We start from the raw sequence: 21335 nt of genomic DNA on the forward strand, positions 1-21335 counted from the left end.
ATACATGTGCATACGGGGGTTGTTATGGCCGACATCAATTTATGGGTCGCTTTCGGGGCAGGAGTAGCCTCTTTTATTTCGCCTTGCTGCCTGCCATTATATCCGTCCTATTTATCTTATATCACCGGCATGTCGGTGCAGACTTTGAAAACGGAGCAAAACAAACGAGAGGTCCGCTTCCGGACGATGACCCATACGTTGGCGTTCATTCTCGGGTTTTCCGCCGTTTTTTATACTTTAGGTTTCGGTGCGGGCTTATTCGGCGAGTTTTTCAATGAGAATCGGGCGTTGATCCGCCAGCTTTCCGCGATTCTGATCATGCTGATGGGCCTGTTCTTGCTTGGGGTTTTCCAGCCGCAGTTTTTGATGCGCGAGCGGAAAATGAATCTGAAATTCAAACCGACGGGATACATAGGTTCTTTTATTTTCGGGATCGGGTTTTCCGCCGGCTGGTCTCCTTGCGTCGGTCCGATTCTTGCGGCGATTATCGCGTTAGCCGTCAGTGAACCGGGAGCCTGGCTGGGACTCATTACGGCTTACACGGTCGGATTCGCGTTGCCGTTTTTCGTACTGGCTTTTTTTATCGGATCTACCCGTTGGATCGTGAAATATTCGGGGATCATGATGAAGATCGGCGGGGTGCTCATGCTGTTGATGGGCGTGCTGCTGTTTACCAACAAGATGGCTCAAATTACGATATGGCTTCAGCAGTTGACCCCGGAGTGGCTAAAATTTTGAGATCGTTCCAAGAGGTTGTTCACGTGTTTTCTGGACTTGCCAACAGGCGAGAATAACATGTATCATTAAACAAGTAGCGGGATACCGATGATGCAGGTCCGCGTGAACTCATGGAAAAGAGGTTATACCAGATGCCAACGCCCAGTATGGAGGATTATTTGGAGCGTATCTACAAACTGATCGACGAAAAGGGATATGCCCGGGTTTCCGATATTGCGGAAGGGTTGGAGGTTCATCCTTCATCCGTCACCAAGATGATTCAGAAACTGGATAAAGATGAATATTTGATTTATGAGAAGTACCGGGGATTGGTTCTGACCAATAAGGGTAAGAAAGTCGGGAAACGGCTCGTTGACCGTCATGAGCTGCTTGAAGAATTTTTGGAGATGATCGGCGTCGATCAGGATAACATATACAAGGATGTGGAAGGGATCGAGCATCATTTGAGCTGGGACTCGATCACTTGCATTGCAGCGCTGGTCGAATATTTCAAACGGGAGGACTCCCGAACCCTGGATTTGGAGCAAATTCGCCGGGAACTGCTGGGCGAATCTTAAGCAAAGCATCTGTCTCGACCGGACAGATGCTTTTGTATTTCCTACATATCTTATACGGCAGAATTAATCATTTTCAAAAGAAATAATCATTTTTCCGCAACTCTTGAGGTGAATGGGGCGTTTACAAATAAGTAGTGTTATTATGTCCTATCACATCATTTGGAGGTTGCTGATGAAATTTGTACGTACTTGGATGATTCCTCTGTTAATTCTGATGATCGTGTGGCCGATGACCGGTACACAAAAGAGCGCTGCGGCTCCTGTAAGCCGCGACATTCAAATCTTCCTGGACGGGGCGTTGCTGCCTAGCGATACGGCTCCTTATATCAAGAATGCGGAGAACGTGACGATGGTGCCGCTTCGAGTGATCAGCGAAGGGCTGGGCGCCCAGGTCGAATGGTCGGCAGCTTCACGATCCGCAACCATTTCGAAGGACGGCAGCGTTCTGGTTTTAGGGATCGGCAAAAAAACGGCGCAAGTGAATGGAAATTCGGTTCCGCTTGAGGTATCCGTGGAAAACAAAGACGGCCGGAGCATGGCGCCGCTTCGTTTCGTCAGCGAACAGTTAGGGCTCACCGTCGACTGGAATCAGAATTCAAGAACCATCACGCTCACGTCTTTGGATGCCGTGATTGAGGAGCCGCCTGTGACGGTGCCTCCAACGGAAGTTCCCGAACCTTCAGGGCCGGAGCAGCCTGCTCAAAGCGACGAACTACGCGGAGCGTGGGTATCTACCGTCTCCAATCTGGATTGGCCGAGTAAAACTTCATATGGCAAAGTCGAGGCTCAAAAAGAAGAATATATCAAGCTGTTGGACGATCTGCAAGCCATGGGCATGAATGCGGTATTCGTCCAGGTCCGGCCTTCTGCGGATGCTATTTACCCATCCAAACTAGTCCCTTGGACTACTTATTTGACCGGCACGGCCGGGAAGGATCCGGGATATGATCCACTGCAGTTCCTGATCGAGGAAACGCATCGGCGGGGAATGGAGTTCCATGCCTGGTTTAATCCGTTCCGGGCCAGCACGGGCAGCGACACGAGCAAGCTGCCGGCTAATCATGTGGCGAAACAGCATCCCGAATGGATCGTGAAATTCGGCGGTAAGCTGTACATCAATCCGGGTATTCCGGCTGCCCGTGAGCATGTAATAAGTGCGATTATGGAAGTGGTGGAAGGTTATGATATCGACGGGGTTCATCTCGACGATTATTTCTATCCTACGGGAGAGACCGCATCCGCCAAGTTTAACGACGACAGCACATACAAAAGCTACAATGCCAACAAAATAGCCAATAAAGGCGACTGGCGCCGCGATAACATCAACGAGTTTGTCCGCGACCTTGGCATAAGCGTTCATCAGGAAAAGCCTGCCGTATCGTACGGGATAAGCCCCTACGGTGTTTGGCGGAACAAGGCAAGCGATGTGACCGGCTCGGATACAAAAGCCAGCGTAACGGCTTATGACAGTACCTATGCCGATGTCCTCACCTGGATCAGGAGCGGTTGGATCGATTATGTGACGCCGCAAATCTATTGGAGCATGACCCGCAAAGAAGTGCAGTATGACATTATCGCGGACTGGTGGGCCGGGAAAGTCAGAGGCACAAACGTGAAGCTCTATATCGGGCATGCGCCTTACAAACTGGGTAGTCCGGAAATCGGATGGGGCAGCGCCCAAGAGATTATTAATCAGTTGGAGTACAACCGCCAAATTCCGGAGATCTCGGGCAGCATCTTTTTTAGCGCCAAAGATTTGAGAAGAAATCCACTTGGACTTATTCCGCTTCTGCAATCGTATTACAGCAATAACTAAGCATACTGACAACCTCCGTCATCATACATAAGCATAAGACTTGTGTATGGGATGGGGGTTTTTCTATGCTCATGAACGGGGTGTTCGAGGGCGGAGGGGTGAGGGGAATCTCCTTGGCGGGGGCAGTCCGGGCTGCTGAATGCCATGGGGCCCGATTTAACCAGGTAGCGGGTACCTCTTCGGGCTCTATTGTGGCTTCACTCATCGCTGCCGGCTATACCGCTGAAGAGATGAAGGTCATCATTCTGGAAACATCGTTCTCCAGCTTTTTAAAACGGGCTCCCCTATTCAATACGGCATTCATCGGACCAGCACTGCGAGTGCTTGTGAAAAAAGGATTATATTCCGGAGAAGCCTTGGAGGATTGGATCCGCCGGGTTTTAATGGAAAAGGGAGTGCGGACGTTCGGCGATCTGGAGGAAGGCAAACTGAAGATAATCGCTTCGGACATCACCGGTGGCAAAATTCTGGTGCTGCCCGATGATTTGCCGAAGATCGGATTGTCATCGGCGAAGTTCGAGGTTGCCAAAGCCGTACGGATGAGTTGCAGCATCCCTTATTTTTTCGATCCCGTGCTGCTGCGTTTACCTACCAGGATGGCGAAAGGCAAGAAGTTTCGCGATCAATTCCTGCATGTCGTGGATGGCGGGCTGCTTAGCAATTTTCCCTTATGGTTGTTTGACCGCGATCAAACGGCAAATGACGAGAAGAGGATTCCGACGGTAGGGTTTCAAATGGTGGGGAAGAACAGCAATCAGCCGCATGAGATTCGCGGCCCTTTTTCGATGCTTCAAGCACTGGTGGAGACCATGTTGTCCGCTCATGATGAACGTTATATCGAACAATCGAACCGGTACCGGACCATAAAGATTCCGACGCTGGGCATATCGACGACCCAGTTTCATATTGAAAAAGAAGAGAGCCTGCTGCTCTATGAATCCGGACTCCGGTCCGGCAACCGCTTCTTCGGAGACTGGAATGCCCAGTATTATGAAGAGCAGTTCATAAAGTATCAGCAGGCTCATTTAAATCAGTGATATTTCGGCAGATCGTCGTCGTTTTTTCCCTTTTGGCCTTCGATGACCTGAAAAGGGTAGGATTTACGTTTTGTACCGGAGGACGGACGGCGTTCCGCCGCAATTTTGGCCATGGTACGGGCCGAAGGCTTGATCTTCGGCGTTTGTTTCTTGTATTTTCGCGGGGGATATTTGTAAAGCAAGAATATTACTCCCGCTATAATGAGAGGAATCAGGAGACCTCCGAAAGAGAAACTGCCTCCCGCAAACAGTCCATTTATGATGCTGAATATGGCAAGTGCGATGACAACCCAGAATAGAATGGCCTGTTTTTTGCTCATGTCGTTATCATCCTTTCACGGGATCCAAGGAAGAACGGCCAACCGTGGTTTCCGTCACTGAAGTCTGCTCCAGTTCGGCATCAAGTTCACGCATCCGGTTAAAGGAAGCGATGGATACTTCAACCTGGTCGTCGTGCGGCTCTTTCGTAGTCAACAATTGAAGCCACAGTCCAGGGTAACCGAGGAAACGAAGCACCGGGATGTCCCGAACCGCATTTGTAAAGCGGAGGAGTTCAAAGGACACGCCGATAACGACAGGAAGCAGCAACACACGGATATACATCCGTTCCCACACATTGTCCCAGCTGAAAATAGGCAGGGAATAAATGATTACGCCGACAATTACCGTCAAAATAATAAAGCTACTGCCGCAGCGGTAATGCAACCGGCTGTATTTTTGCACGTTGGCCGGTGTCAGTTCTTCGCCGGCTTCATAGGCGCTGATCACTTTATGCTCGGCACCGTGATATTGGAACAGCCGCTTGATCATCGGCGTTTGCGACAAGATCCATAAATAGGCCAGCAACAGCACAATTTTGATGACCCCTTCAATCAGCGTATGCAATGTCTGATTGTCGAATGCATGCTGGAAGAGAAATTGCTCAACCAATGCCGGGACAAGCGTAAAAATGAGCTTGCCGACTATGAAGGATAGAACGCCTACGACAGCCACGCCTATAATCATGGAGAGGGAGAATCCGGATTCCTCTTTTTCTTTTTGCTTGGCGCGTTCTTCCGGCTCGGTCTCGTCATCGGCCAAGGCCTCGGCAGAATAGTTTAAATGCTTCGAACCTTTGGCGCTGGAGTCTATAATGCTGACCAGACCACGGAGAAGCGGTATTTTACGAAGCTTCTTCACCCAGTCCTTATCCTGCTTGGGAACTTCCAAGAAGGTGATCTCTCCGTTTTTACGGCGAACTGCAGTGACATTGACGTGTTTCCCGCCGAACATGACGCCTTCCATAACGGCTTGGCCGCCATATATCGTTGGTGTGGATTGCTCAGGCAACTAATTCACCTTCCTAGAGTAGTAATTGGAGTATTTCTGTTTCCATTGTATCGAACTTTGGGGGCAAATTCTAGTTTGATTAGTCTTTTTCAATTTGCGCATACTAACCGGCAAATAGTTCGGACTTTTTCAGGAAAGGAAGATTCTGATGAATCAACAAAAAGACAGCCGGAAACAGAGTACAAATATATGGTTTTTCTCCTTGCAGATCGGATTTTTTGCCGGGCTGATCTGGGGGGGCGTTAAAGGCTTGTTTTATTATATGCGCTTTACATCCGTATTGCCGGGATATTTAGTGGAACCTTTTTTCAAACATCAATTTTTGCAAACCCAATCGGGTTATTATGTCGGCTGGCTGTTCTTTATTCTGTTTTCGATGATAGCGGCTTTGATTTATACGCTTTTATTCCGGAAGATGAAAGGACCTTTCCCGGGCTTGGTCTATGGCGTGGTTTGGTGGTTCGTCATATTTATGGCACTCGGGCCGTTGTTCGGAATGACCCAGCCGATTCAGAAGCTTTCCTTCAATACGGGTTTCAGTGAATTTTGCTTGTTTCTGTTGTGGGGATTGTTTATCGGCTACACGGCGGCTGAGGAGTATACGAACGAAAGAGTGCGCGAACCTGAAGGTGCTCTCCAATAAGGACAAAAAAGCTTCTCAACATCATCCTGCGTATGTTAAAATAACTTTTGGTTATTTTTACAGTGCGTGTTCAAAAAAAGCGGGGTTTCAACAATTTTGAACGACCTCTTAAATTAGGAAGGGTGAGCAGAATGTTTCGCATCCTTGTGCTGAATGGACCGAATCTCAATATGCTGGGGATTCGCGAACCTGGGGTATATGGTTCCGAAAGTTTAAGCGACATTGAAAAACGGCTGAACAAGCTCGCGGAGCAAGAAGGAATCGAGCTTGCGTTCTATCAGTCCAACCACGAAGGGGCCCTGATCGACAAAATTCATGAAGCGCACGGATCTTGCAACGGCATTCTGATTAACCCGGGAGCGTTGACCCACTACAGTTATGCGCTTCGGGACGCGCTTACTTCGGTCAGCATTCCGACGGTGGAAATTCATTTGTCCAACATTCATTCCCGCGAAGAATTCAGGCACCATTCGGTGATTGCCCCGGTAGCGGTGGGCCAGATCGCCGGATTCGGATCTTACGGGTATGACATGGGCTTGATGGCGATCAAGCGGCATTTGCAGCAGAAATGAACACTTTGGATGTAAGCTTAGTTATGGTGGTTAAGTTGAATATTAAGGAGAGCTAATTATGGGGAGCACACGTGTTATCGGGCTTCGTAAAGCCATGGAGCTTCAGCAGATCGAAGCCGTCTGGATTACCGGTGATGTGAACCGCCGCTATTTGACGGGTTTTACCGGATCATCAGGGTATGTTTTAGTCACAAAGGAAAAAGCCTATCTGTTGACAGACTTTCGTTATACGACGCAAGCGGCTGAACAGGCGGCTGCATTTCAAATCGTGGAGCACGGTCCTTCCGTGACCGAGACTTTGAAGCAATTACTTGCGGCAGAAGGAATTACCCGGCTTGGATTCGAGGAACAGAATGTGGTATTCTCCACGTATCGGTCTTATGAGCGCGATCTTCATCCTTGTCAGCTTGTCCCGGTAACCGGACTGGTCGAAGGTTTACGCCAGTTTAAGGACAACGATGAGCTGTCCTTGATGAAAGAAGCGGCCGATCTGGCGGACCGGACCTTCCTGCATATGTTGGAAGTACTGAAACCGGGAGTAACGGAATGGGATATGGCGCTGGAACTTGAGACATTCATGAGAAAAAACGGTGCGTCCGGAACTTCTTTTGAGACGATCATGGCTTCCGGTGAGCGTTCGGCTATGCCGCATGGGGTGGCGAGCAGCAAAGTCATTCAAAAGAATGAATTCGTTACGATGGATTTCGGCGCATATATGAACGGGTATTGCTCGGACATTACGCGTACGGTATTTATCGGAGAACCGTCACCTAAGCACCGTGAAATCTACGACATCGTGCTTGAAGCCCAAATGCATACACTGGAATTCATCCGTCCCGGCATGACCGGTCGCGAAGGAGACGCTTTAGCCCGCGATATCATTGCTCGTTACGGATACGGCGATCAGTTCGGCCATAGTACGGGCCATGGACTGGGCATGGAGGTGCATGAAGCACCGCGCCTTTCCAAACAGAGCGATGACGTGCTTCAGCCGGGGATGGTCGTGACCGTGGAACCGGGCATTTACATACCGGGCTTTGGCGGAGTGCGGATTGAAGACGATGTCGTGGTCACCGAAACCGGTGTCCGGCGGTTGACCGAATCCACCAAGGATTTTATTATTTTAGGCTAATGTCCGAATGCAGGACTGTGAAATGGGTAATTTTTAATTAATAATAAATAATAAATAGTTTAACCCACTTGAGGAGGTTCTTTTGTGATTTCAGTAAACGACTTTAAAACAGGCTTAACCGTCGAGGTTGACGGCGATATTTTTACGGTACTTGATTTTCAGCATGTTAAACCGGGCAAGGGCGCTGCCTTTGTACGCTCCAAATTGAAAAATCTACGCAACGGCAATACGGTGGAGAAAACGTTCCGTGCCGGTGAAACGATCGGCCGCGCTTTGATCGAAAACCGTGACGTGCAATATTTGTATGCAAGCGGCCAAGAGCATGCTTTTATGGACAATGAAACCTACGATCAATTTACGTTGACTGCGGAGCAACTGAAATGGGAATTGAACTTCCTTAAAGAAAACATGAACGTTAAAATCGTTAGCTACCAAGGCGAAATTCTCGGGATTAACCTGCCGAACAGCGTTGAACTGCGCGTAGTTGAAACCGAGCCTGGCATCAAAGGCAACACGGCAACCGGCGCTACGAAGAATGCGAAGGTCGAAACCGGCCTCAACGTTCAAGTGCCGCTCTTCATTAATGAAGACGACGTGCTGCTTATCGATACTCGCGAAGGCAAGTACATTTCCCGCGCATAGTTTTTTTCGGCCGGTTCTGCCGGATCTTACAAGATTTCGATCTTAACCGCCGTCCTCCATCCTTCCCGGATGGGGGAATTTTTTGTAATGTCGCCAAAAGCATTGACTTCCTTCTAGTCTTTCGTATTATACTGGTTTAAAGCGTTACTGATTGAAAAAAGGTATTATGCCCGCAGATAAACTTGCTGGATAGGATTGAGACACATTAGGGAGGGTCCGACTTGGCTTTATATGTGATGAAATTCGGGGGGAGCTCCGTAGGGGATACGGAGCGCATGCAGCGCGTTGCCCGGCGCGTCGTTGAAAAACAAGATGAAGGGCATCAGGTGATGGTTGTCGTCTCAGCGATGGGTGACACCACGGACGATCTGATCGATCAGGCAAAACTTCTGAACAATGATCCGCCGCTGCGTGAAATGGATATGCTGATGACGACCGGCGAGCAAATTTCGATCGCACTCTTGTCGATCGCGATTCATCAGCTTGGCCGCAAAGCGATGTCATTTACGGGCTGGCAGGCGGGATTCCGCACGGAACCCGTGCATGGAAAGGCAAGGATTACAGATATACGGCCTGAACGCGTAAAACGGGCGCTTGAGGAAGGCAACATCGTAATCGTGGCAGGATTCCAGGGATTGACCGAAGAGGGGGAGATCACCACCTTCGGACGCGGCGGATCGGATACGACGGCTGTCGCCTTGGCCGCAGCAACATCCGCTGATTTCTGTGAAATTTATACGGATGTCGATGGTATTTATTCCACGGATCCGAGAATCGTAAAGAATGCCCGCAAGCTGGAAGAGATTTCTTATGACGAGATGCTGGAATTGGCCAATCTGGGGGCGGCTGTACTCCATCCCCGCGCGGTGGAATACGCCAAGCATCATCAGGTTCGTCTCGTCGTCCGTTCCAGCTTTAACCATAATGAAGGTACAGTAGTCAAGGAGGAAGTCAATATGGAACAAGGTGTAGTTGTTAGCGGAATTGCTTACGATAAAAATGTAGCCCGGATCAGCATTTTGGGCGTATCCCACGTACCTGGCGTGCTGGCGAAAGTGTTTGGATCGCTGGCTGAGGCCAAAATCGACGTGGATATTATTGTGCAAAGCGGCGTTACGGACGGCAAGGCCGATTTCAGCTTCACCGTAGCTTTGTCCGACCGGGAGAAGGCGCTGAACGTGCTGGGCGGAATTCGCGGGGAGCTGCCGTTCGAGGAGGTCACTTCCGAAGACAACCTCGTGAAGGTGTCGATTGTCGGCGCTGGCATGGTTAGTCATCCCGGCGTAGCTGCTCAAATGTTTGACGTTATTTCCAAAGAGGGCGTAAACATTAAAATGGTCAGCACCTCGGAAATCAAAGTGTCATGCGTCATCGACGGCAGCAAGCTGAACGAAGTCGTTAAGGCGCTGCACACCGCTTATGGCTTGGACACGGAAAGCCAGGTTTTTGTCGGCGGGCCACAGGATCGCCGTTAGGATTCATCATAACGAAAAACCATAATTGAACCTCATTATCAAAGAGATTATTTCGAAACCATAAATCAAAGCTGTCCTATCGTAGTGTGAACTACTTTAGGGCAGCTTTTTTGTTCTATTTCGAAATCCCTTGAATTTGAGAGAGAGGAGACCAAGCAGAAGAGCTTTTCAAGATTTTCCGGAATGTTCTTTTTTTAATAAAACCCCTTTTTGCGGCATATCGATAAAATAAGCAACTTTGGACAAGAAGGAGGGCATTATGCTTGATAAATTCGTGACCGGGATGGCCTCACTCCGGATTATCTCAGGTTCCATCGAAATCGCGGCAGCGCTGCTCATGTTAAGGCTCGGGCGGGTAGACAAGGCGCTTGCGGTCAATTCCGCGCTGGCGCTGGTAGGTCCCACCGTACTGATCATTACGACGGGGATCGGACTCGCGGGGATGGCGGATAAGCTTTCCTGGGGGAAGATGCTTTGGATCGCTAGCGGGGTCGCGTGTCTCTTAATCGGCATTTTAAAGAAATGATAGATTTACCGTCATAAAGACGAAGTACAGGCATAAACATGATGTATACGACTTATGAATTGATCATTTACGAGAAAGAGTTTTGGGGGAACGTCTATGGACCAAAGCTGGCTGACCGTATTTCCCGACAACCTCCGTGCTCTGCTGGCCAAGCTTCCGCCTACTATTTTCGCAGGGCTGGAAGAGGTCCGGATCCGTGAGGGACGTCCGCTTGAAGTAAACGCCGGAGGCCGCTACTATTTTTTGACTCCTGATGGCGGAATGACCCGTGAGCCCGGAGCCGCCTTCATTCCGGGGAAGCAGGATAGTAATCGGTTGCTGGATCTGATCACGAACCACTCGCTTTATACGATGGAAGAAGAGCTTCGTAAAGGCTTTATTACCATCGCGGGAGGCCATCGGATCGGGCTGGCCGGCAGAACCGTGCTTAGCGGCGGCAGAGTAGAGCATTTGCGCGATATTAGCGGGTTTAACATCCGGATCGCACGGGAAATCCGCGGTATCGCCGATCCGATTTTACCGCATCTTCTCGATTTTAAGCATCAAAGCGTGTTTCATACGCTGATCCTCTCCCCTCCGCAGCAAGGAAAAACGACTCTGGTCCGGGATTTGGCACGCCAGATCAGCAGCGGCTCTTGGGGACATCCTGAAGCAAGATGGCCCGGGCTAAAGGTTGCAGTGATCGATGAGCGTTCCGAAATCGCGGGAAGCAAACGGGGTGTGCCCAGCTTTGACGTCGGGCCGCGCACGGATGTGATGGACGGCTGCCCTAAGGCGGAGGGAATTATGATGATGATCCGCTCCATGTCTCCGGATGTTTTGATCGTGGACGAGATCGGGAGGCCGGAAGATGCAGAGGCTTTGGCAGAAGCGCTTCATGCCGGCGTACGGGTGATCGCTACGGCGCACGGTTCCAGCGTGGAAGACATGCCCTCCCGCCCGGCGCTGTCCAAGCTGTTTGAGTCTTCATTCTTCCAAATGTTCGCGGTAGTTAGGCGAACGGAGCGTGGGATGGCATTTCGTCTATGGGACGGAAAACGAAGGAGGGTCCAGGATCAGGGCTGGAAGGGCAGGGAAGAGCATGCTTAAAATAATCGGAGCCGTTCTGGTCATAGCTGCCGCAACAGTCTCCGGCTGGCTTCAAGCCAGGCAGTATGCAAACAGGCCAAACCAGATTCGCAAGCTGATTCTGGCGCTGAGAAGGCTTCAGACGGAAATTATGTACGGCTTCACACCTTTGCCGGATGCGCTTCAGCGAATCGGCGAGCAGAGCGGCGAGCCGATCAAAGCGATTTTCTCCGGCGCCGCCGCCGAAATGAACCCGCCGAAAAACCGGACGGCGCAAGACAGCTTGCAGAGCTCGATAGAGGCTTCCTGGCGGTTTACGGCAATGAAGGCGGCAGAAAAGGATGTGCTGAACCAACTGAGCTTTACACTTGGGACAAGCGACCGGAAGGACCAGCTGGGACATATTGCAACAGCGGTCCGCCAACTGGAAAGCGAGGAAGCTGCGGCACGGGACGAGCAAAACCGCTATGAAAAAATGTTCAAAAGCCTGGGGCTGCTGTGCGGAGCGTTCATCGTCATTTTGTTCTACTAAATCCTTTACCCTCCCTACTCCTGTTATCGCCTGTGAATATGATAGCGAGGTGCCAAATCAATGAACATAGAAGTGAACGCCATTTTTCAAATCGCGGGCATCGGAATCATCATCGCCATGATTCACACCGTGCTGAAGCAAATGGGCAAAGAAGACATGGCTCATTGGGTGACTCTGATCGGCTTCGTCGTCGTGCTGTTCATGGTCATCCGGTTGCTGGACAGCCTGTTTCAGGAAATCAAGTCGATTTTTCTCTTCCAGTAGGTGATAACGCCGTGGAAATGATCCAGATTGTAGGACTTGGGCTCGTGGCGACGGTGTTGATCCTGGTCATCAAAGAACAAAAGCCGCTGTTCGCATTTTTAATCGCTGCAAGCACCGGTATTTATATTTTTCTTTACCTGGTCGGCAAGATCGGCGGAATTATCGAGGTTCTGGAAAAGCTCGCGGAGTCTTCCGGCGTGCAGATGATTTATTTGAAAACCATCTTAAAAATCATCGGTATTGCTTATATCGCCGAGTTTGGAGCGCAAATCGTCCGGGATGCGGGCCAGGAAAGCATCGCATCCAAAATCGAGCTGGCAGGAAAAGTGTTGATTATGGTTCTGGCTATTCCGATTATCAGCATCATTATCGAAACGGTCATCAAGCTGCTGCCGGCTTAAACGAAGGTGGGACAAGAATGAGAGTTAGGGATTCCGGATGGGTGCTGAAAACGGGGCTTATGATCATGTTCGGCCTCCTGCTCTTCTGGCTGCCGCTGCGGGTGATGGCCGAAGGTCCCGCGGATGATTGGATGCATCGTCAGGCGGAGGAACTTCCCACGGATCAGGTGGAGTCCTACTGGCAGAGTTTGATGAAAGATTACGGCGGGTTTTTTCCTGACGGGAACATGCCTTCCTTTATGGATATGCTTTTTTCCAAAGATCAAGGGTTCTCTCTAAAATCAGGTTTGACGGGCTTAATGAGATACATGTGGCATGAGGTCCTATACAACGGACATATTCTCGTGACCATCGTCCTGTTGTCCGTGTTCAGTATGATTCTGGAGACGCTGCAGTCCGCTTTCGAACGGAATCAGGTCAGCAAGGTAGCTTACTCGATCTGCTACATGGTCGTTCTGGTTCTGGCTATCAACAGCTTCCATGTGGCGATTACTTACGCGACCGGGGCAATCACCGGGATGATCGATTTTATGATGGCGATGGTGCCGTTATTGTTCACGCTGTTAGCTTCCATGGGAAATGTGGTAACCGTTTCGGTGACGCATCCGCTGGTCGTCTTTATGGTCCATACGGTCGGTACGGTCGTTCATACCATCGTCTTTCCTTTGTTATTCTTCTCTGCGGTGCTTCATATTGTCAGCTCTTTGTCCGACAAATACAAATTAACTCAACTGGCGAACCTGCTGAGGACGGTTGGGATGGCGCTACTCGGCGTCCTGCTGACGGTTTTTCTGGGCGTGATTTCCGTCAAAGGCATCACTGGATCCGTGGCAGACGGGGTGACGCTGCGGACAGCGAAGTACCTTACCGGAAATTTCGTGCCGGTCGTCGGCAAAGTGTTTGCGGATGCAACCGATACGGTGATCTCGGCCTCATTGCTCGTGAAAAACTCCATCGGTCTGGTTGGCGTCATCATCCTTCTCTTCCTCTGCGCTTTCCCGGCGATCAAAATACTGACGCTGGCACTCATCTTTAATTTGTCGGCCGCGGTCATGCAGCCGCTTGGCGGATCGCCGATCGTAACCTGTCTGGAAACGATAGGAAAAAGTATGTTGTACGTGTTTGCGGCGCTGGCAGCAGTGGGAATGATGTTCTTTCTGGCGATTACGATCATGCTGACGGCAGGCAATGTCACAATGATGATGAGATGACCGGGAAAAGAAGGGGCTAGGCGGTGAAAGCGAATGGATTTTCTTGGAGAATGGCTGAAAGAAATTATATTGGTAGTCTTGATTGCGGTATTCATCGATCTGCTGCTCCCCAACCGGTCTATGGAACGTTACGTGAAATTTGTGGTCAGTCTGCTGATCTTGTTGACGCTGCTGTCTCCGGTCATGAGACTGTTCTCCTCCGATGCCGAGCAGCAAATCGAGTCGGCTTTTGCGGGCAGCTGGGACGATCCGGAGTATTCCGGTACGAAAGAAAGTACGGAGGTTATCCTCCGGCAAGGCGAACAGCTGAGAAAGCAAAATGAACAGGAAGCCCTTCAGTGGGCGGGGGAAGAAGCAGCCAGGCAAATGAAGGGACAAATTGAACGCGAAACCGGCCTGGCGGTGGAACGAGTAACGGTCACTTTGACCGGAGGAAAGCCCGCCGAAGAGACCCGCTCTAAGGAAAAAACCGAAGAGATCGCGCCTTCCATCAAAACCGTGGAAGTGGTCATGAAGCAAGATCAAGATACCGTGAACGAACAGAAAAGCGGCGAGTCTTCAGGGATAAAGCCGGTGCAAAAAGTAAAAGTAGACTTGTCTAACCCTCCGGAAGGAAGCGGAGCGCAGACCATAGAAGCCATGGCGAAACCGGAAAGCGGAAAATCGGAACAGAGTGCGGATAGCATGGAGAAAAAGCAGATCCACGCTCTGGTGGAGGGGCAGATTGAAGACTTGCTGTATCGGGAATGGGGGATATCCCGGGAATCCGTTACCGTAACGGATACAAGCCGGGAATAACGTTAAGGAGGTGAGGCGGATGCCGGGATGGCTGAAGAAACTGGAGCAATGGCTCGGAAAAGGCGCTGACGGCAAAAAAAGGAGCCAGACATTTCGCCTGTTGCTGATCGTAGGCCTTGTGGGGCTGGCGATCATGCTGTTCAATTCCTTTGTCAATGTGAAACGTGTAGAGCCCGGCGGGGAGGGAAGAGAACCTCCGGCGATGCAGCAAATGACGTCTTCATCGTTTTCGGAGAGCGGTCAGGAAGAGAGTCCCTTCTCGCAAATCGAGCTATCGTTTGAAAACAAAACAAAGGAAATTCTGGAAAAAATCGTCGGGGTCGGGGCAGTCGACGTAATGGTAACGATCGATTCGACGGAAGAAATCATCGTCCAGCGTAATATGAAGGATACCCAGGAAATGACCGAGGAGACCGACGCCGACGGGGGGAAGCGGAACATCAACCAATATTCCCGAGACGGCCAGATCGTTACTTACGACGCCTCCGGGAATGAACAGCCGATCGTTACGAAAAAGATCAAACCGAAAGTACGGGGCGTGCTGATCGTTGCCAGGGGTGCCGAAAACAAAACCGTCAAAGCGCTGATCGTGGATGCCGTTGAGAAAGGACTGAACGTTCCGGCTTACCGGATTTCCGTAGTTCCGAGAAAGCAATCGCAATAAAACCAATTTATTTATGGGAGGAATTATTCAATGAAATCTAAAAGACAGACCGTATGGCTGGTATCGATGCTTAGTTTGATGGTGGTTTTATCCGCATACTATCTTTTTACCGAAGATACACCTTCAAAAAATCAGGTTGCTGATGGCCAGCAGGTAACTACAATGGATAACGGACAGAACCAGGAGACGGTTACAGGCAGTGAATTAGCCGAAGGTGATGAAGTGATCTTGTCCGAAGTGGTTGCGGAGGGAGAGGAGAATCCGGTTATTACGGAGGGAGAAATCGTAGATCCTGCACAAAACCCGGAGGCTGCCTCCGATACGAAAACACCTGATGCTTCTGAGAGTGACGGGGCCGCCCAAGACAGCGGTACGGAGTCGGAGCAATCGGATGGCAAGACGGAAAATCAAAATGGCGCCGAATCTTCCTCTTCCGAGAACAGTGCGGCAACCAAGGACGAAGACGTGCTGAAACAATTGGAAACCCAAGGCGTTTCGGGAACCGATTCGCTGACGGCTTATCAATTCCAGCGTTCCGATGCAAACGCCAAGAAGCTGGACGAACTGATGCAAACGATCAATGACAGCAGCAAGACTTTGGATGAAGCGGCCATGGCCCAACAAGAGCTGAATGCACTAGAAGAAAAAGAAGAGAAAATCTATGATATCGAAGAAAAATTACAACAAAAGTATGCGAATGCTGTCGTTACCGAAAGCGACAACAAATATAAAGTGCTCGTCGTGAGCGAAAAGCTTGCTGCCAATGAAGCTGTAGGTATTATGGACCTGGTCATCAAGGAACTTGGCATTTCTCAAGATAAAGTCAGCGTGCAATATGTAACGCAATAAGGAAGATAACTCCTGCAGGAAATGATCCCGCTCGAAATTTGGCGAACATTGCAAAAACGCGCCGAAGTAGGAAGAGTCCAAGTAAAGCTTGGACTCTTTCCATTTTAATCGATTGTGATATAATACATAAAGTTACGGTAAAGGATTCAAATAAGGATCAGATTTTAAGAAGGCCAAGGCTTTGTTTGAAAAAGCTGAAGGAGTGAAAACGTACATGTTTAAATTGGATGAAATCAAGGAATTGATTGAATTGTTGGACAAAACGTCCGTACATGAACTGGAGATTGAGAACGAAGGTGCACGCCTGTGCATTCGCAAGCCCGGCAAGAGCGAAGTTGTGCAACTGCAGCCGACGGTAGTATCCGGAATCGCAAGCGCAGCCGCTCCGGCCATACCGGCACCAACCGCCGCCGCGAACGTTGCAGCGGAAGCGGCAACAACTCCGGCGGAAACGGCAGCTAACCTACATACGATCGTGTCACCGATGGTAGGAACATTTTATCGTGCAGCTTCTCCGGACGCTAATTCGTTTGTGAATATCGGAGACAAGGTTGGAGAGAAAACGACGGTTTGTATTATCGAGGCCATGAAGTTGATGAACGAACTGGAAGCCGAAATCAAAGGCGAAATTACCGATATTCTCGTAGAGAATGGACAACTCGTGGAATACGGACAGCCTCTCTTTCTGGTGAAGCCGGAGTAATACGCATACCGATGCCTTATTCAAGAGGTGCGGTAAGCTTTCCAAGGAGGATGGGAACAAGTGAAATTTCATAAAATATTGATTGCGAACCGCGGTGAAATTGCGGTTCGTATTATTCGCGCCTGCCGCGAGCTCGGAATTTCAACCGTTGCGGTATATTCGGAAGCCGACAAAGATTCGCTCCATGTCCGGCTTGCGGATGAAGCTTATTGCATCGGTCCGACATTGTCGAAAGACAGCTATTTAAACTTCACGAATCTGATGAGCGTGGCTACTTTAACGGACTGCGACGCTATTCATCCGGGTTACGGTTTCTTGGCTGAAAATGCGGACTTTGCGGAGATTTGCGGTTCTTGCAATATCACCTTTATCGGTCCTTCGCCCGAAGCGATCACCAAGATGGGGGATAAAGCCGTGGCCAAGCAGACGATGAAAGAAGCGAATGTTCCGGTCATTCCAGGCTCCGACGGCTTAATCGAAGACCTGGAGCAGGCGATGATGGTTGCACGCGATATCGGATACCCTGTCATCATTAAAGCGACCGCCGGAGGCGGGGGTAAAGGAATCCGGATTGCCGAGGATGAGGAATCCCTGGTCAAGCAGATCACGACAGCCCAGCAGGAAGCCCAAAAAGCATTCGGTAATGCCGGGGTCTATTTGGAGAAGTACTTGACCGGTATGAAGCACGTCGAGATCCAAATCATTGCCGACAAGCATGGAAACGCCGTTTATTTAGGCGAGCGTGACTGTTCGGTGCAGCGCCGCCGTCAAAAGCTGGTCGAGGAAGCGCCGTGCCCAGTGCTTTCGCCCGAAAAGCGGAAGGAAATGGGCGAAGCGGCCGTTCGCGCGTCTTTGGCGGTAAACTATTCCGGTGCGGGTACGCTTGAATTTTTGCTTGGTCCGGACGGTCAATTTTATTTCATGGAAATGAATACGCGGATTCAAGTAGAGCATCCTGTCACGGAAATGGTCACCGGGTACGATCTGATTCAGGAGATGATTTCTGTAGCGGAAGGAAATCCGCTTTCCTTTACGCAAGATGACGTGAAATTGAACGGTTGGGCTATCGAATGCCGGATCAATGCGGAAGACCCTTCCCGGAATTTCATGCCTTCACCTGGCAAAATCGGGTTTTATCTCGCTCCCGGCGGCCCTGGAGTCCGCGTGGACAGCGCGGCATATCCGGGCTATACGATCTCGCCGTACTATGACTCGATGATTGCGAAGCTGATCGTGTGGGGGGCAACCCGGGAAGAAGCGGTCGCCAAGATGAAGCGCGCTTTGTCCGAATTCGCGATCGAAGGCATTCACACCACGATTCCGTTCCATCAGAAACTACTGGAGCATCCGGTATTCCTTAAGGGTGATTTTGACATTAAATTTTTGGAAGAACACGAGATTTAAAAACAAGTCTCCGGTTTGTCATAATGAACCCGAAATGATATAGTATTTATAATAAGTGCGCGGTCTTTAGCTATAAATCGAGACTGAATTATATGCTTTAAAGAGCGCGTCATACTTATTGAGAGGTGGATGATAGAATGAGTTCTTTACCTACGGAATTCGAACGGACAGAGATCGGCGAGATCCAAATTGCACCGGAAGTCATTGAAGTGATCGCGGGCCTGGCTACCGTGGAGGTCAAAGGCGTTGCCGGTATGAGCGGCGGTTTTGCCGGCGGCATTGCCGAACTGCTTGGAAGAAAAAATTTGTCCAAAGGCGTTAAAGTGGAGGTAGGCCAACGCGAAGCGGCTGTGGATGTGTCCGTGATCGTGGAATACGGCAACCGTCTGCCGGAAGTGGCTACGGAAATCCAACGCAACGTCAAGCGTTCTATTGAAACGATGACCGGGCTGACTGTGGTGGAAGTCAACGTACATATTCACGACGTTATTTTCAAAGCAGCAGAACGAAACGAAGAAACTGAATTGAGCCATCGGGTGAAATAATGCCTGGCACCGAACCCCCGACCGATCGCGTCAGGGGTTTACTATAGTTTCAGACAATTGATTAAGGGGGCTGTTCCCGTCGTGGCCAAAATTTTGGACAGACTTTTGCTGTTCGTATACAGCTTGAGTATCGGAATATTATCCGTATTAGCCATCCTCCTGCTGAGCGATGCGGTTCCTTTCTCGCTTGACATAGTTGAGGAAGATCGGGGCTTGTTTATCGCGGCGATTGTAGTTTCTGCGATCCTTTTCATACTAAGCATCCGTTTTTTCTACATCTCCATCCGCCGGGACCGCCGTTCGCTCACCTCGATCGATCAACGGACCGAATACGGCGATATCCAGATTTCGACCGAAACGATCGAGAACCTGTCTTATAAAGCGGCATCCCGCGTTCGAGGTGTTCGCGAAGTCAAGACGAGAATCCGGATTACGGAATCGGGTCTGGAAATTATGGTTCGGGCTATGGTTGACGGAGACTCCTCCATCCCTGCCCTGACCGAGGAAGTACAAAAGCAGGTTCATGATCACGTAGAGGAAGTTACAGGGATACCGGTGTCTTATGTGTCGGTCTATATTGCTAACCTTGTCCAGTCGCCTGTCATGAAAAGCCGGGTTGAATAGGGGGAAGCGCAGTGTTTTGGAAGCAACTGTGGGAGAGTCACAGGGGACGCCTGCTTGGGTTGGGGGCGGCCGTGTTTTTATGCCCGATCTATCTGTTTTTCGGATTTTGGAATATGCTGTTCTGCGCCCTCTTACTATTTGTCGGGTACACGATCGGCAAGTACAAGGATTTGGACCAAGGTTCCTTCCTGCCATGGGGCGAGTTAAAGAACTGGCTGGTCTCGCGCTGGCGACCTTTTAAATGATTCCTGTGATATGCTTTCTCCGGAAAAAGAGCACCGTTTTCATCTTGCCCGTTTTGTGGAGAGAGCATGTTACAGGTTTTTTTGCGTAAAGATGCAGTTTAAACAAGGAAATTGGAATTCGTGATGATCGGAGCAATTTTGGCTCATGATTAAGATAAGCTCAGATCATGTTAAGGAGGCAACCCATGAAACGAAGATTGGCGAGAGAAATTGCAGTGCAAAGTTTGTATCATATGGAAATGAACGAGGTTGAGGCGGAGGAAGCGGTAACGATGCTGCTTGCCGAAGCTGCCGGCGAGAATGAAGGAGAGGTGGAGGTCTCCGATTTGAGCGGAGCTAAAGCCAAGGAATTTATTCTGGAACTGGTAAACGGGACCTGGAGCCGGAAAGAAGCGATTGACGGACTGTTGTCCGATTATTTGAAAGGCTGGCAGATCAGCCGTTTGTCCAAAGTCGACCGGCAAGTGCTGCGTCAAGCGGTGTATGAAATGATTTTCCGTGATGATGTACCCGGGAAGGTGGCCGTTAATGAAGCTATCGAATTGGCTAAACATTTCGGTACGGCCGATTCGGGAAAGTTTGTCAACGGCGTATTGGGGAAAATGATCCAAGATTTGGACCGGTTGAAGGCGAATAAATAATTTTTGATAAAATAATAAACTTGATCATAAGGAGAGGATATCTGTGTCAGCACCACTCATTAACGGCAAGCAAGTTTCGGAGGAGATTAGAGGAGCCCTGCGGGGCGAGGTTGAACTTTTGGTAAAGCAGGGCTTAACACCCGGGCTCGCCGTCGTTCTCGTTGGAGAAGATCCAGCCTCCCAGGTATATGTCCGGAACAAAGAGAAGGCATGCCATGATCTGGGTTATTATTCGGAAGTACATCGCCTTCCGGCTTCCACTTCCCAGGACGATCTTTTGTCCCTGGTGGACAAGCTGAACCACCAGGACAATATTCACGGAATTCTTGTGCAATTGCCTTTGCCGAAACATATTGAGGAGAAAGCCGTGATCGATGCGATTGCCGTAGAGAAAGACGTCGACGGCTTCCATCCGGTCAACGTGGGCAACCTCGTCATCGGTGACGACAGTCTGCTGCCGTGCACGCCGGCTGGCGTTATCGAATTGATCAAGCGGACAGGCATTGAAATTGCCGGCAAGCATGCTGTAGTGATCGGACGCAGCAATATCGTCGGCAAACCGGTATCCTTGCTCCTGCAACGCGAACACGCCACCGTTACGATGTGTCATTCACGTACCGCCAACATGAAGGAATTGACCAAACAGGCGGACATCCTGGTGGTGGCCATTGGACGCGCCAACTTCGTGGATGCTTCTTTCGTGAAGCCGGGCGCGGTCGTCATTGATGTCGGTATGAACCGGCTGGATAACGGCAAGCTGGCCGGCGACGTTGATTTCGAAAGCGTGAAGGAAGTTTCCGGCCCGATTACTCCGGTACCTGGCGGCGTCGGTCCGATGACGATCACGATGTTAATGCAGAACACGCTGATTGCGGCGAAACGACTGAGCGGCCTGGTTTAAGTTTGGCAGGCTGGAACG

Annotated in this window: 27 protein-coding genes; 25 read left to right on the forward strand and 2 right to left on the reverse strand. The window is 50.1% G+C overall.

The window, feature by feature from the left end:
• The first annotated feature begins 24 nt into the window (after positions 1–24).
• From ACLB09_RS02855 to ACLB09_RS02870, 4 genes are all read left to right on the forward strand, one after another.
• The gene (locus ACLB09_RS02855) at positions 25–738 is read left to right on the forward strand and encodes a cytochrome c biogenesis CcdA family protein (protein WP_410768236.1); all 714 of its coding nucleotides are present in this window, start codon (positions 25–27) and stop codon (positions 736–738) included.
• A 131-nt stretch (positions 739–869) separates the two neighbouring features.
• Positions 870–1295 (forward strand): transcriptional regulator MntR, encoded by a 426-nt coding sequence (gene mntR, locus ACLB09_RS02860; RefSeq protein WP_410768237.1) that lies wholly within the window; start codon positions 870–872, stop codon positions 1293–1295.
• A 172-nt stretch (positions 1296–1467) separates the two neighbouring features.
• Entirely contained in the window at positions 1468–3111 is a 1644-nt protein-coding gene (locus tag ACLB09_RS02865) for a family 10 glycosylhydrolase (RefSeq protein ID WP_410768238.1), read from the forward strand.
• Positions 3112–3176: 65 nt separating this feature from the next.
• Positions 3177–4148, forward strand: a complete 972-nt coding sequence (locus tag ACLB09_RS02870; protein ID WP_410768239.1) for a patatin-like phospholipase family protein — start codon at positions 3177–3179, stop codon at positions 4146–4148.
• Here ACLB09_RS02870 and ACLB09_RS02875 read toward each other — a convergent pair.
• Entirely contained in the window at positions 4142–4468 is a 327-nt protein-coding gene (locus ACLB09_RS02875; protein ID WP_410768240.1) for a hypothetical protein, read from the reverse strand. The two genes, ACLB09_RS02870 and ACLB09_RS02875, sit on opposite strands and share 7 nt — an antisense overlap.
• Positions 4469–4475: 7 nt before the next feature.
• Positions 4476–5477, reverse strand: a complete 1002-nt coding sequence (locus ACLB09_RS02880) for a DUF1385 domain-containing protein (protein ID WP_410768241.1) — start codon at positions 5475–5477, stop codon at positions 4476–4478.
• Between the two features lie 148 nt (positions 5478–5625).
• On the opposite strand from ACLB09_RS02880, the gene ACLB09_RS02885 reads away from it, so the two are divergent.
• The 21 genes from ACLB09_RS02885 (at position 5626) to folD (ending at position 21317) form a co-directional block, all read left to right on the forward strand.
• Positions 5626–6120 carry a YqhR family membrane protein gene (locus tag ACLB09_RS02885; RefSeq protein ID WP_410768242.1) on the forward strand — a complete coding sequence of 165 codons (495 nt, stop codon included), beginning with the start codon at positions 5626–5628 and terminating at the stop codon, positions 6118–6120.
• A 131-nt stretch (positions 6121–6251) separates the two neighbouring features.
• A complete protein-coding gene (aroQ, locus tag ACLB09_RS02890; RefSeq protein ID WP_410768243.1) occupies positions 6252–6692 on the forward strand; it encodes a type II 3-dehydroquinate dehydratase in 441 nt (146 codons plus the stop codon).
• A 58-nt stretch (positions 6693–6750) separates the two neighbouring features.
• Complete coding sequence (locus tag ACLB09_RS02895; RefSeq protein WP_410768244.1) at positions 6751–7824, forward strand: M24 family metallopeptidase; 1074 nt, start codon at positions 6751–6753, stop codon at positions 7822–7824.
• Between the two features lie 84 nt (positions 7825–7908).
• Complete coding sequence (efp, locus tag ACLB09_RS02900; protein ID WP_410768245.1) at positions 7909–8466, forward strand: elongation factor P; 558 nt, start codon at positions 7909–7911, stop codon at positions 8464–8466.
• 221 nt (positions 8467–8687) lie between these two features.
• Positions 8688–9941, forward strand: coding sequence for an aspartate kinase (locus ACLB09_RS02905; RefSeq protein ID WP_410768246.1), 1254 nt, complete (start codon positions 8688–8690; stop codon positions 9939–9941).
• Positions 9942–10200: 259 nt separating this feature from the next.
• Positions 10201–10467: a YqhV family protein gene (locus ACLB09_RS02910; protein WP_410768248.1), complete on the forward strand. Its 267-nt coding sequence runs from the start codon at positions 10201–10203 to the stop codon at positions 10465–10467.
• Positions 10468–10563: 96 nt separating this feature from the next.
• The gene (spoIIIAA, locus tag ACLB09_RS02915; RefSeq protein WP_410768249.1) at positions 10564–11556 is read left to right on the forward strand and encodes a stage III sporulation protein AA; all 993 of its coding nucleotides are present in this window, start codon (positions 10564–10566) and stop codon (positions 11554–11556) included.
• Positions 11549–12067 (forward strand): stage III sporulation protein SpoIIIAB, encoded by a 519-nt coding sequence (gene spoIIIAB, locus ACLB09_RS02920; protein WP_410768250.1) that lies wholly within the window; start codon positions 11549–11551, stop codon positions 12065–12067. The genes spoIIIAA and spoIIIAB overlap by 8 nt, the downstream gene beginning before the upstream one ends.
• Before the next feature lie 60 nt (positions 12068–12127).
• Positions 12128–12331: a stage III sporulation protein AC gene (gene spoIIIAC / locus ACLB09_RS02925; protein WP_009225775.1), complete on the forward strand. Its 204-nt coding sequence runs from the start codon at positions 12128–12130 to the stop codon at positions 12329–12331.
• An 11-nt stretch (positions 12332–12342) separates the two neighbouring features.
• Positions 12343–12732 carry a stage III sporulation protein AD gene (spoIIIAD, locus tag ACLB09_RS02930; protein ID WP_410768251.1) on the forward strand — a complete coding sequence of 130 codons (390 nt, stop codon included), beginning with the start codon at positions 12343–12345 and terminating at the stop codon, positions 12730–12732.
• Positions 12733–12749: 17 nt separating this feature from the next.
• Positions 12750–13943 (forward strand): stage III sporulation protein AE, encoded by a 1194-nt coding sequence (gene spoIIIAE, locus ACLB09_RS02935; protein WP_410768252.1) that lies wholly within the window; start codon positions 12750–12752, stop codon positions 13941–13943.
• Positions 13944–13976: 33 nt separating this feature from the next.
• On the forward strand, positions 13977–14741 hold the full coding sequence (spoIIIAF, locus tag ACLB09_RS02940) for a stage III sporulation protein AF (protein ID WP_410768253.1): 765 nt from the start codon (positions 13977–13979) through the stop codon (positions 14739–14741).
• 19 nt (positions 14742–14760) lie between these two features.
• Positions 14761–15405 (forward strand): stage III sporulation protein AG, encoded by a 645-nt coding sequence (gene spoIIIAG, locus ACLB09_RS02945; protein ID WP_410768254.1) that lies wholly within the window; start codon positions 14761–14763, stop codon positions 15403–15405.
• Between the two features lie 30 nt (positions 15406–15435).
• Positions 15436–16254, forward strand: a complete 819-nt coding sequence (locus ACLB09_RS02950) for a SpoIIIAH-like family protein (RefSeq protein ID WP_410768255.1) — start codon at positions 15436–15438, stop codon at positions 16252–16254.
• Positions 16255–16468: 214 nt separating this feature from the next.
• The gene (gene accB / locus ACLB09_RS02955; RefSeq protein WP_410768256.1) at positions 16469–16957 is read left to right on the forward strand and encodes an acetyl-CoA carboxylase biotin carboxyl carrier protein; all 489 of its coding nucleotides are present in this window, start codon (positions 16469–16471) and stop codon (positions 16955–16957) included.
• A gap of 60 nt (positions 16958–17017) precedes the next feature.
• Entirely contained in the window at positions 17018–18361 is a 1344-nt protein-coding gene (gene accC, locus ACLB09_RS02960) for an acetyl-CoA carboxylase biotin carboxylase subunit (protein WP_410768257.1), read from the forward strand.
• Positions 18362–18498: 137 nt separating this feature from the next.
• Positions 18499–18906: an Asp23/Gls24 family envelope stress response protein gene (locus ACLB09_RS02965; protein ID WP_410768258.1), complete on the forward strand. Its 408-nt coding sequence runs from the start codon at positions 18499–18501 to the stop codon at positions 18904–18906.
• 81 nt (positions 18907–18987) lie between these two features.
• On the forward strand, positions 18988–19530 hold the full coding sequence (gene amaP, locus ACLB09_RS02970) for an alkaline shock response membrane anchor protein AmaP (protein WP_410768259.1): 543 nt from the start codon (positions 18988–18990) through the stop codon (positions 19528–19530).
• Between the two features lie 11 nt (positions 19531–19541).
• Positions 19542–19775, forward strand: coding sequence for a DUF2273 domain-containing protein (locus tag ACLB09_RS02975; RefSeq protein ID WP_114495067.1), 234 nt, complete (start codon positions 19542–19544; stop codon positions 19773–19775).
• 185 nt (positions 19776–19960) lie between these two features.
• Positions 19961–20416, forward strand: coding sequence for a transcription antitermination factor NusB (nusB, locus tag ACLB09_RS02980; protein WP_410768260.1), 456 nt, complete (start codon positions 19961–19963; stop codon positions 20414–20416).
• 43 nt (positions 20417–20459) lie between these two features.
• On the forward strand, positions 20460–21317 hold the full coding sequence (gene folD, locus ACLB09_RS02985) for a bifunctional methylenetetrahydrofolate dehydrogenase/methenyltetrahydrofolate cyclohydrolase FolD (protein ID WP_410768261.1): 858 nt from the start codon (positions 20460–20462) through the stop codon (positions 21315–21317).
• Positions 21318–21335: the final 18 nt, after the last annotated feature.

This window comes from Fontibacillus forbon (genome assembly GCF_046559655.1).
Classification (GTDB): domain Bacteria; phylum Bacillota; class Bacilli; order Paenibacillales; family Paenibacillaceae; genus Fontibacillus.

Bases quoted from the DNA above. Each gene is read 5' to 3' on its own strand.
- ACLB09_RS02855 (WP_410768236.1), top strand. From the start codon at position 25: ATGGCCGACATCAATTTATGGGTCGCTTTCGGGGCAGGAGTAGCCTCT.
- mntR (WP_410768237.1), top strand. From the start codon at position 870: ATGCCAACGCCCAGTATGGAGGATTATTTGGAGCGTATCTACAAACTG.
- ACLB09_RS02865 (WP_410768238.1), top strand. From the start codon at position 1,468: ATGAAATTTGTACGTACTTGGATGATTCCTCTGTTAATTCTGATGATC.
- ACLB09_RS02870 (WP_410768239.1), top strand. From the start codon at position 3,177: ATGCTCATGAACGGGGTGTTCGAGGGCGGAGGGGTGAGGGGAATCTCC.
- ACLB09_RS02875 (WP_410768240.1), bottom strand. From the start codon at position 4,468: ATGAGCAAAAAACAGGCCATTCTATTCTGGGTTGTCATCGCACTTGCC.
- ACLB09_RS02885 (WP_410768242.1), top strand. From the start codon at position 5,626: ATGAATCAACAAAAAGACAGCCGGAAACAGAGTACAAATATATGGTTT.
- aroQ (WP_410768243.1), top strand. From the start codon at position 6,252: ATGTTTCGCATCCTTGTGCTGAATGGACCGAATCTCAATATGCTGGGG.
- ACLB09_RS02895 (WP_410768244.1), top strand. From the start codon at position 6,751: ATGGGGAGCACACGTGTTATCGGGCTTCGTAAAGCCATGGAGCTTCAG.
- ACLB09_RS02910 (WP_410768248.1), top strand. From the start codon at position 10,201: ATGCTTGATAAATTCGTGACCGGGATGGCCTCACTCCGGATTATCTCA.
- spoIIIAA (WP_410768249.1), top strand. From the start codon at position 10,564: ATGGACCAAAGCTGGCTGACCGTATTTCCCGACAACCTCCGTGCTCTG.
- spoIIIAB (WP_410768250.1), top strand. From the start codon at position 11,549: ATGCTTAAAATAATCGGAGCCGTTCTGGTCATAGCTGCCGCAACAGTC.
- spoIIIAC (WP_009225775.1), top strand. From the start codon at position 12,128: ATGAACATAGAAGTGAACGCCATTTTTCAAATCGCGGGCATCGGAATC.
- spoIIIAE (WP_410768252.1), top strand. From the start codon at position 12,750: ATGAGAGTTAGGGATTCCGGATGGGTGCTGAAAACGGGGCTTATGATC.
- spoIIIAF (WP_410768253.1), top strand. From the start codon at position 13,977: ATGGATTTTCTTGGAGAATGGCTGAAAGAAATTATATTGGTAGTCTTG.
- spoIIIAG (WP_410768254.1), top strand. From the start codon at position 14,761: ATGCCGGGATGGCTGAAGAAACTGGAGCAATGGCTCGGAAAAGGCGCT.
- ACLB09_RS02950 (WP_410768255.1), top strand. From the start codon at position 15,436: ATGAAATCTAAAAGACAGACCGTATGGCTGGTATCGATGCTTAGTTTG.
- accB (WP_410768256.1), top strand. From the start codon at position 16,469: ATGTTTAAATTGGATGAAATCAAGGAATTGATTGAATTGTTGGACAAA.
- ACLB09_RS02965 (WP_410768258.1), top strand. From the start codon at position 18,499: ATGAGTTCTTTACCTACGGAATTCGAACGGACAGAGATCGGCGAGATC.
- nusB (WP_410768260.1), top strand. From the start codon at position 19,961: ATGAAACGAAGATTGGCGAGAGAAATTGCAGTGCAAAGTTTGTATCAT.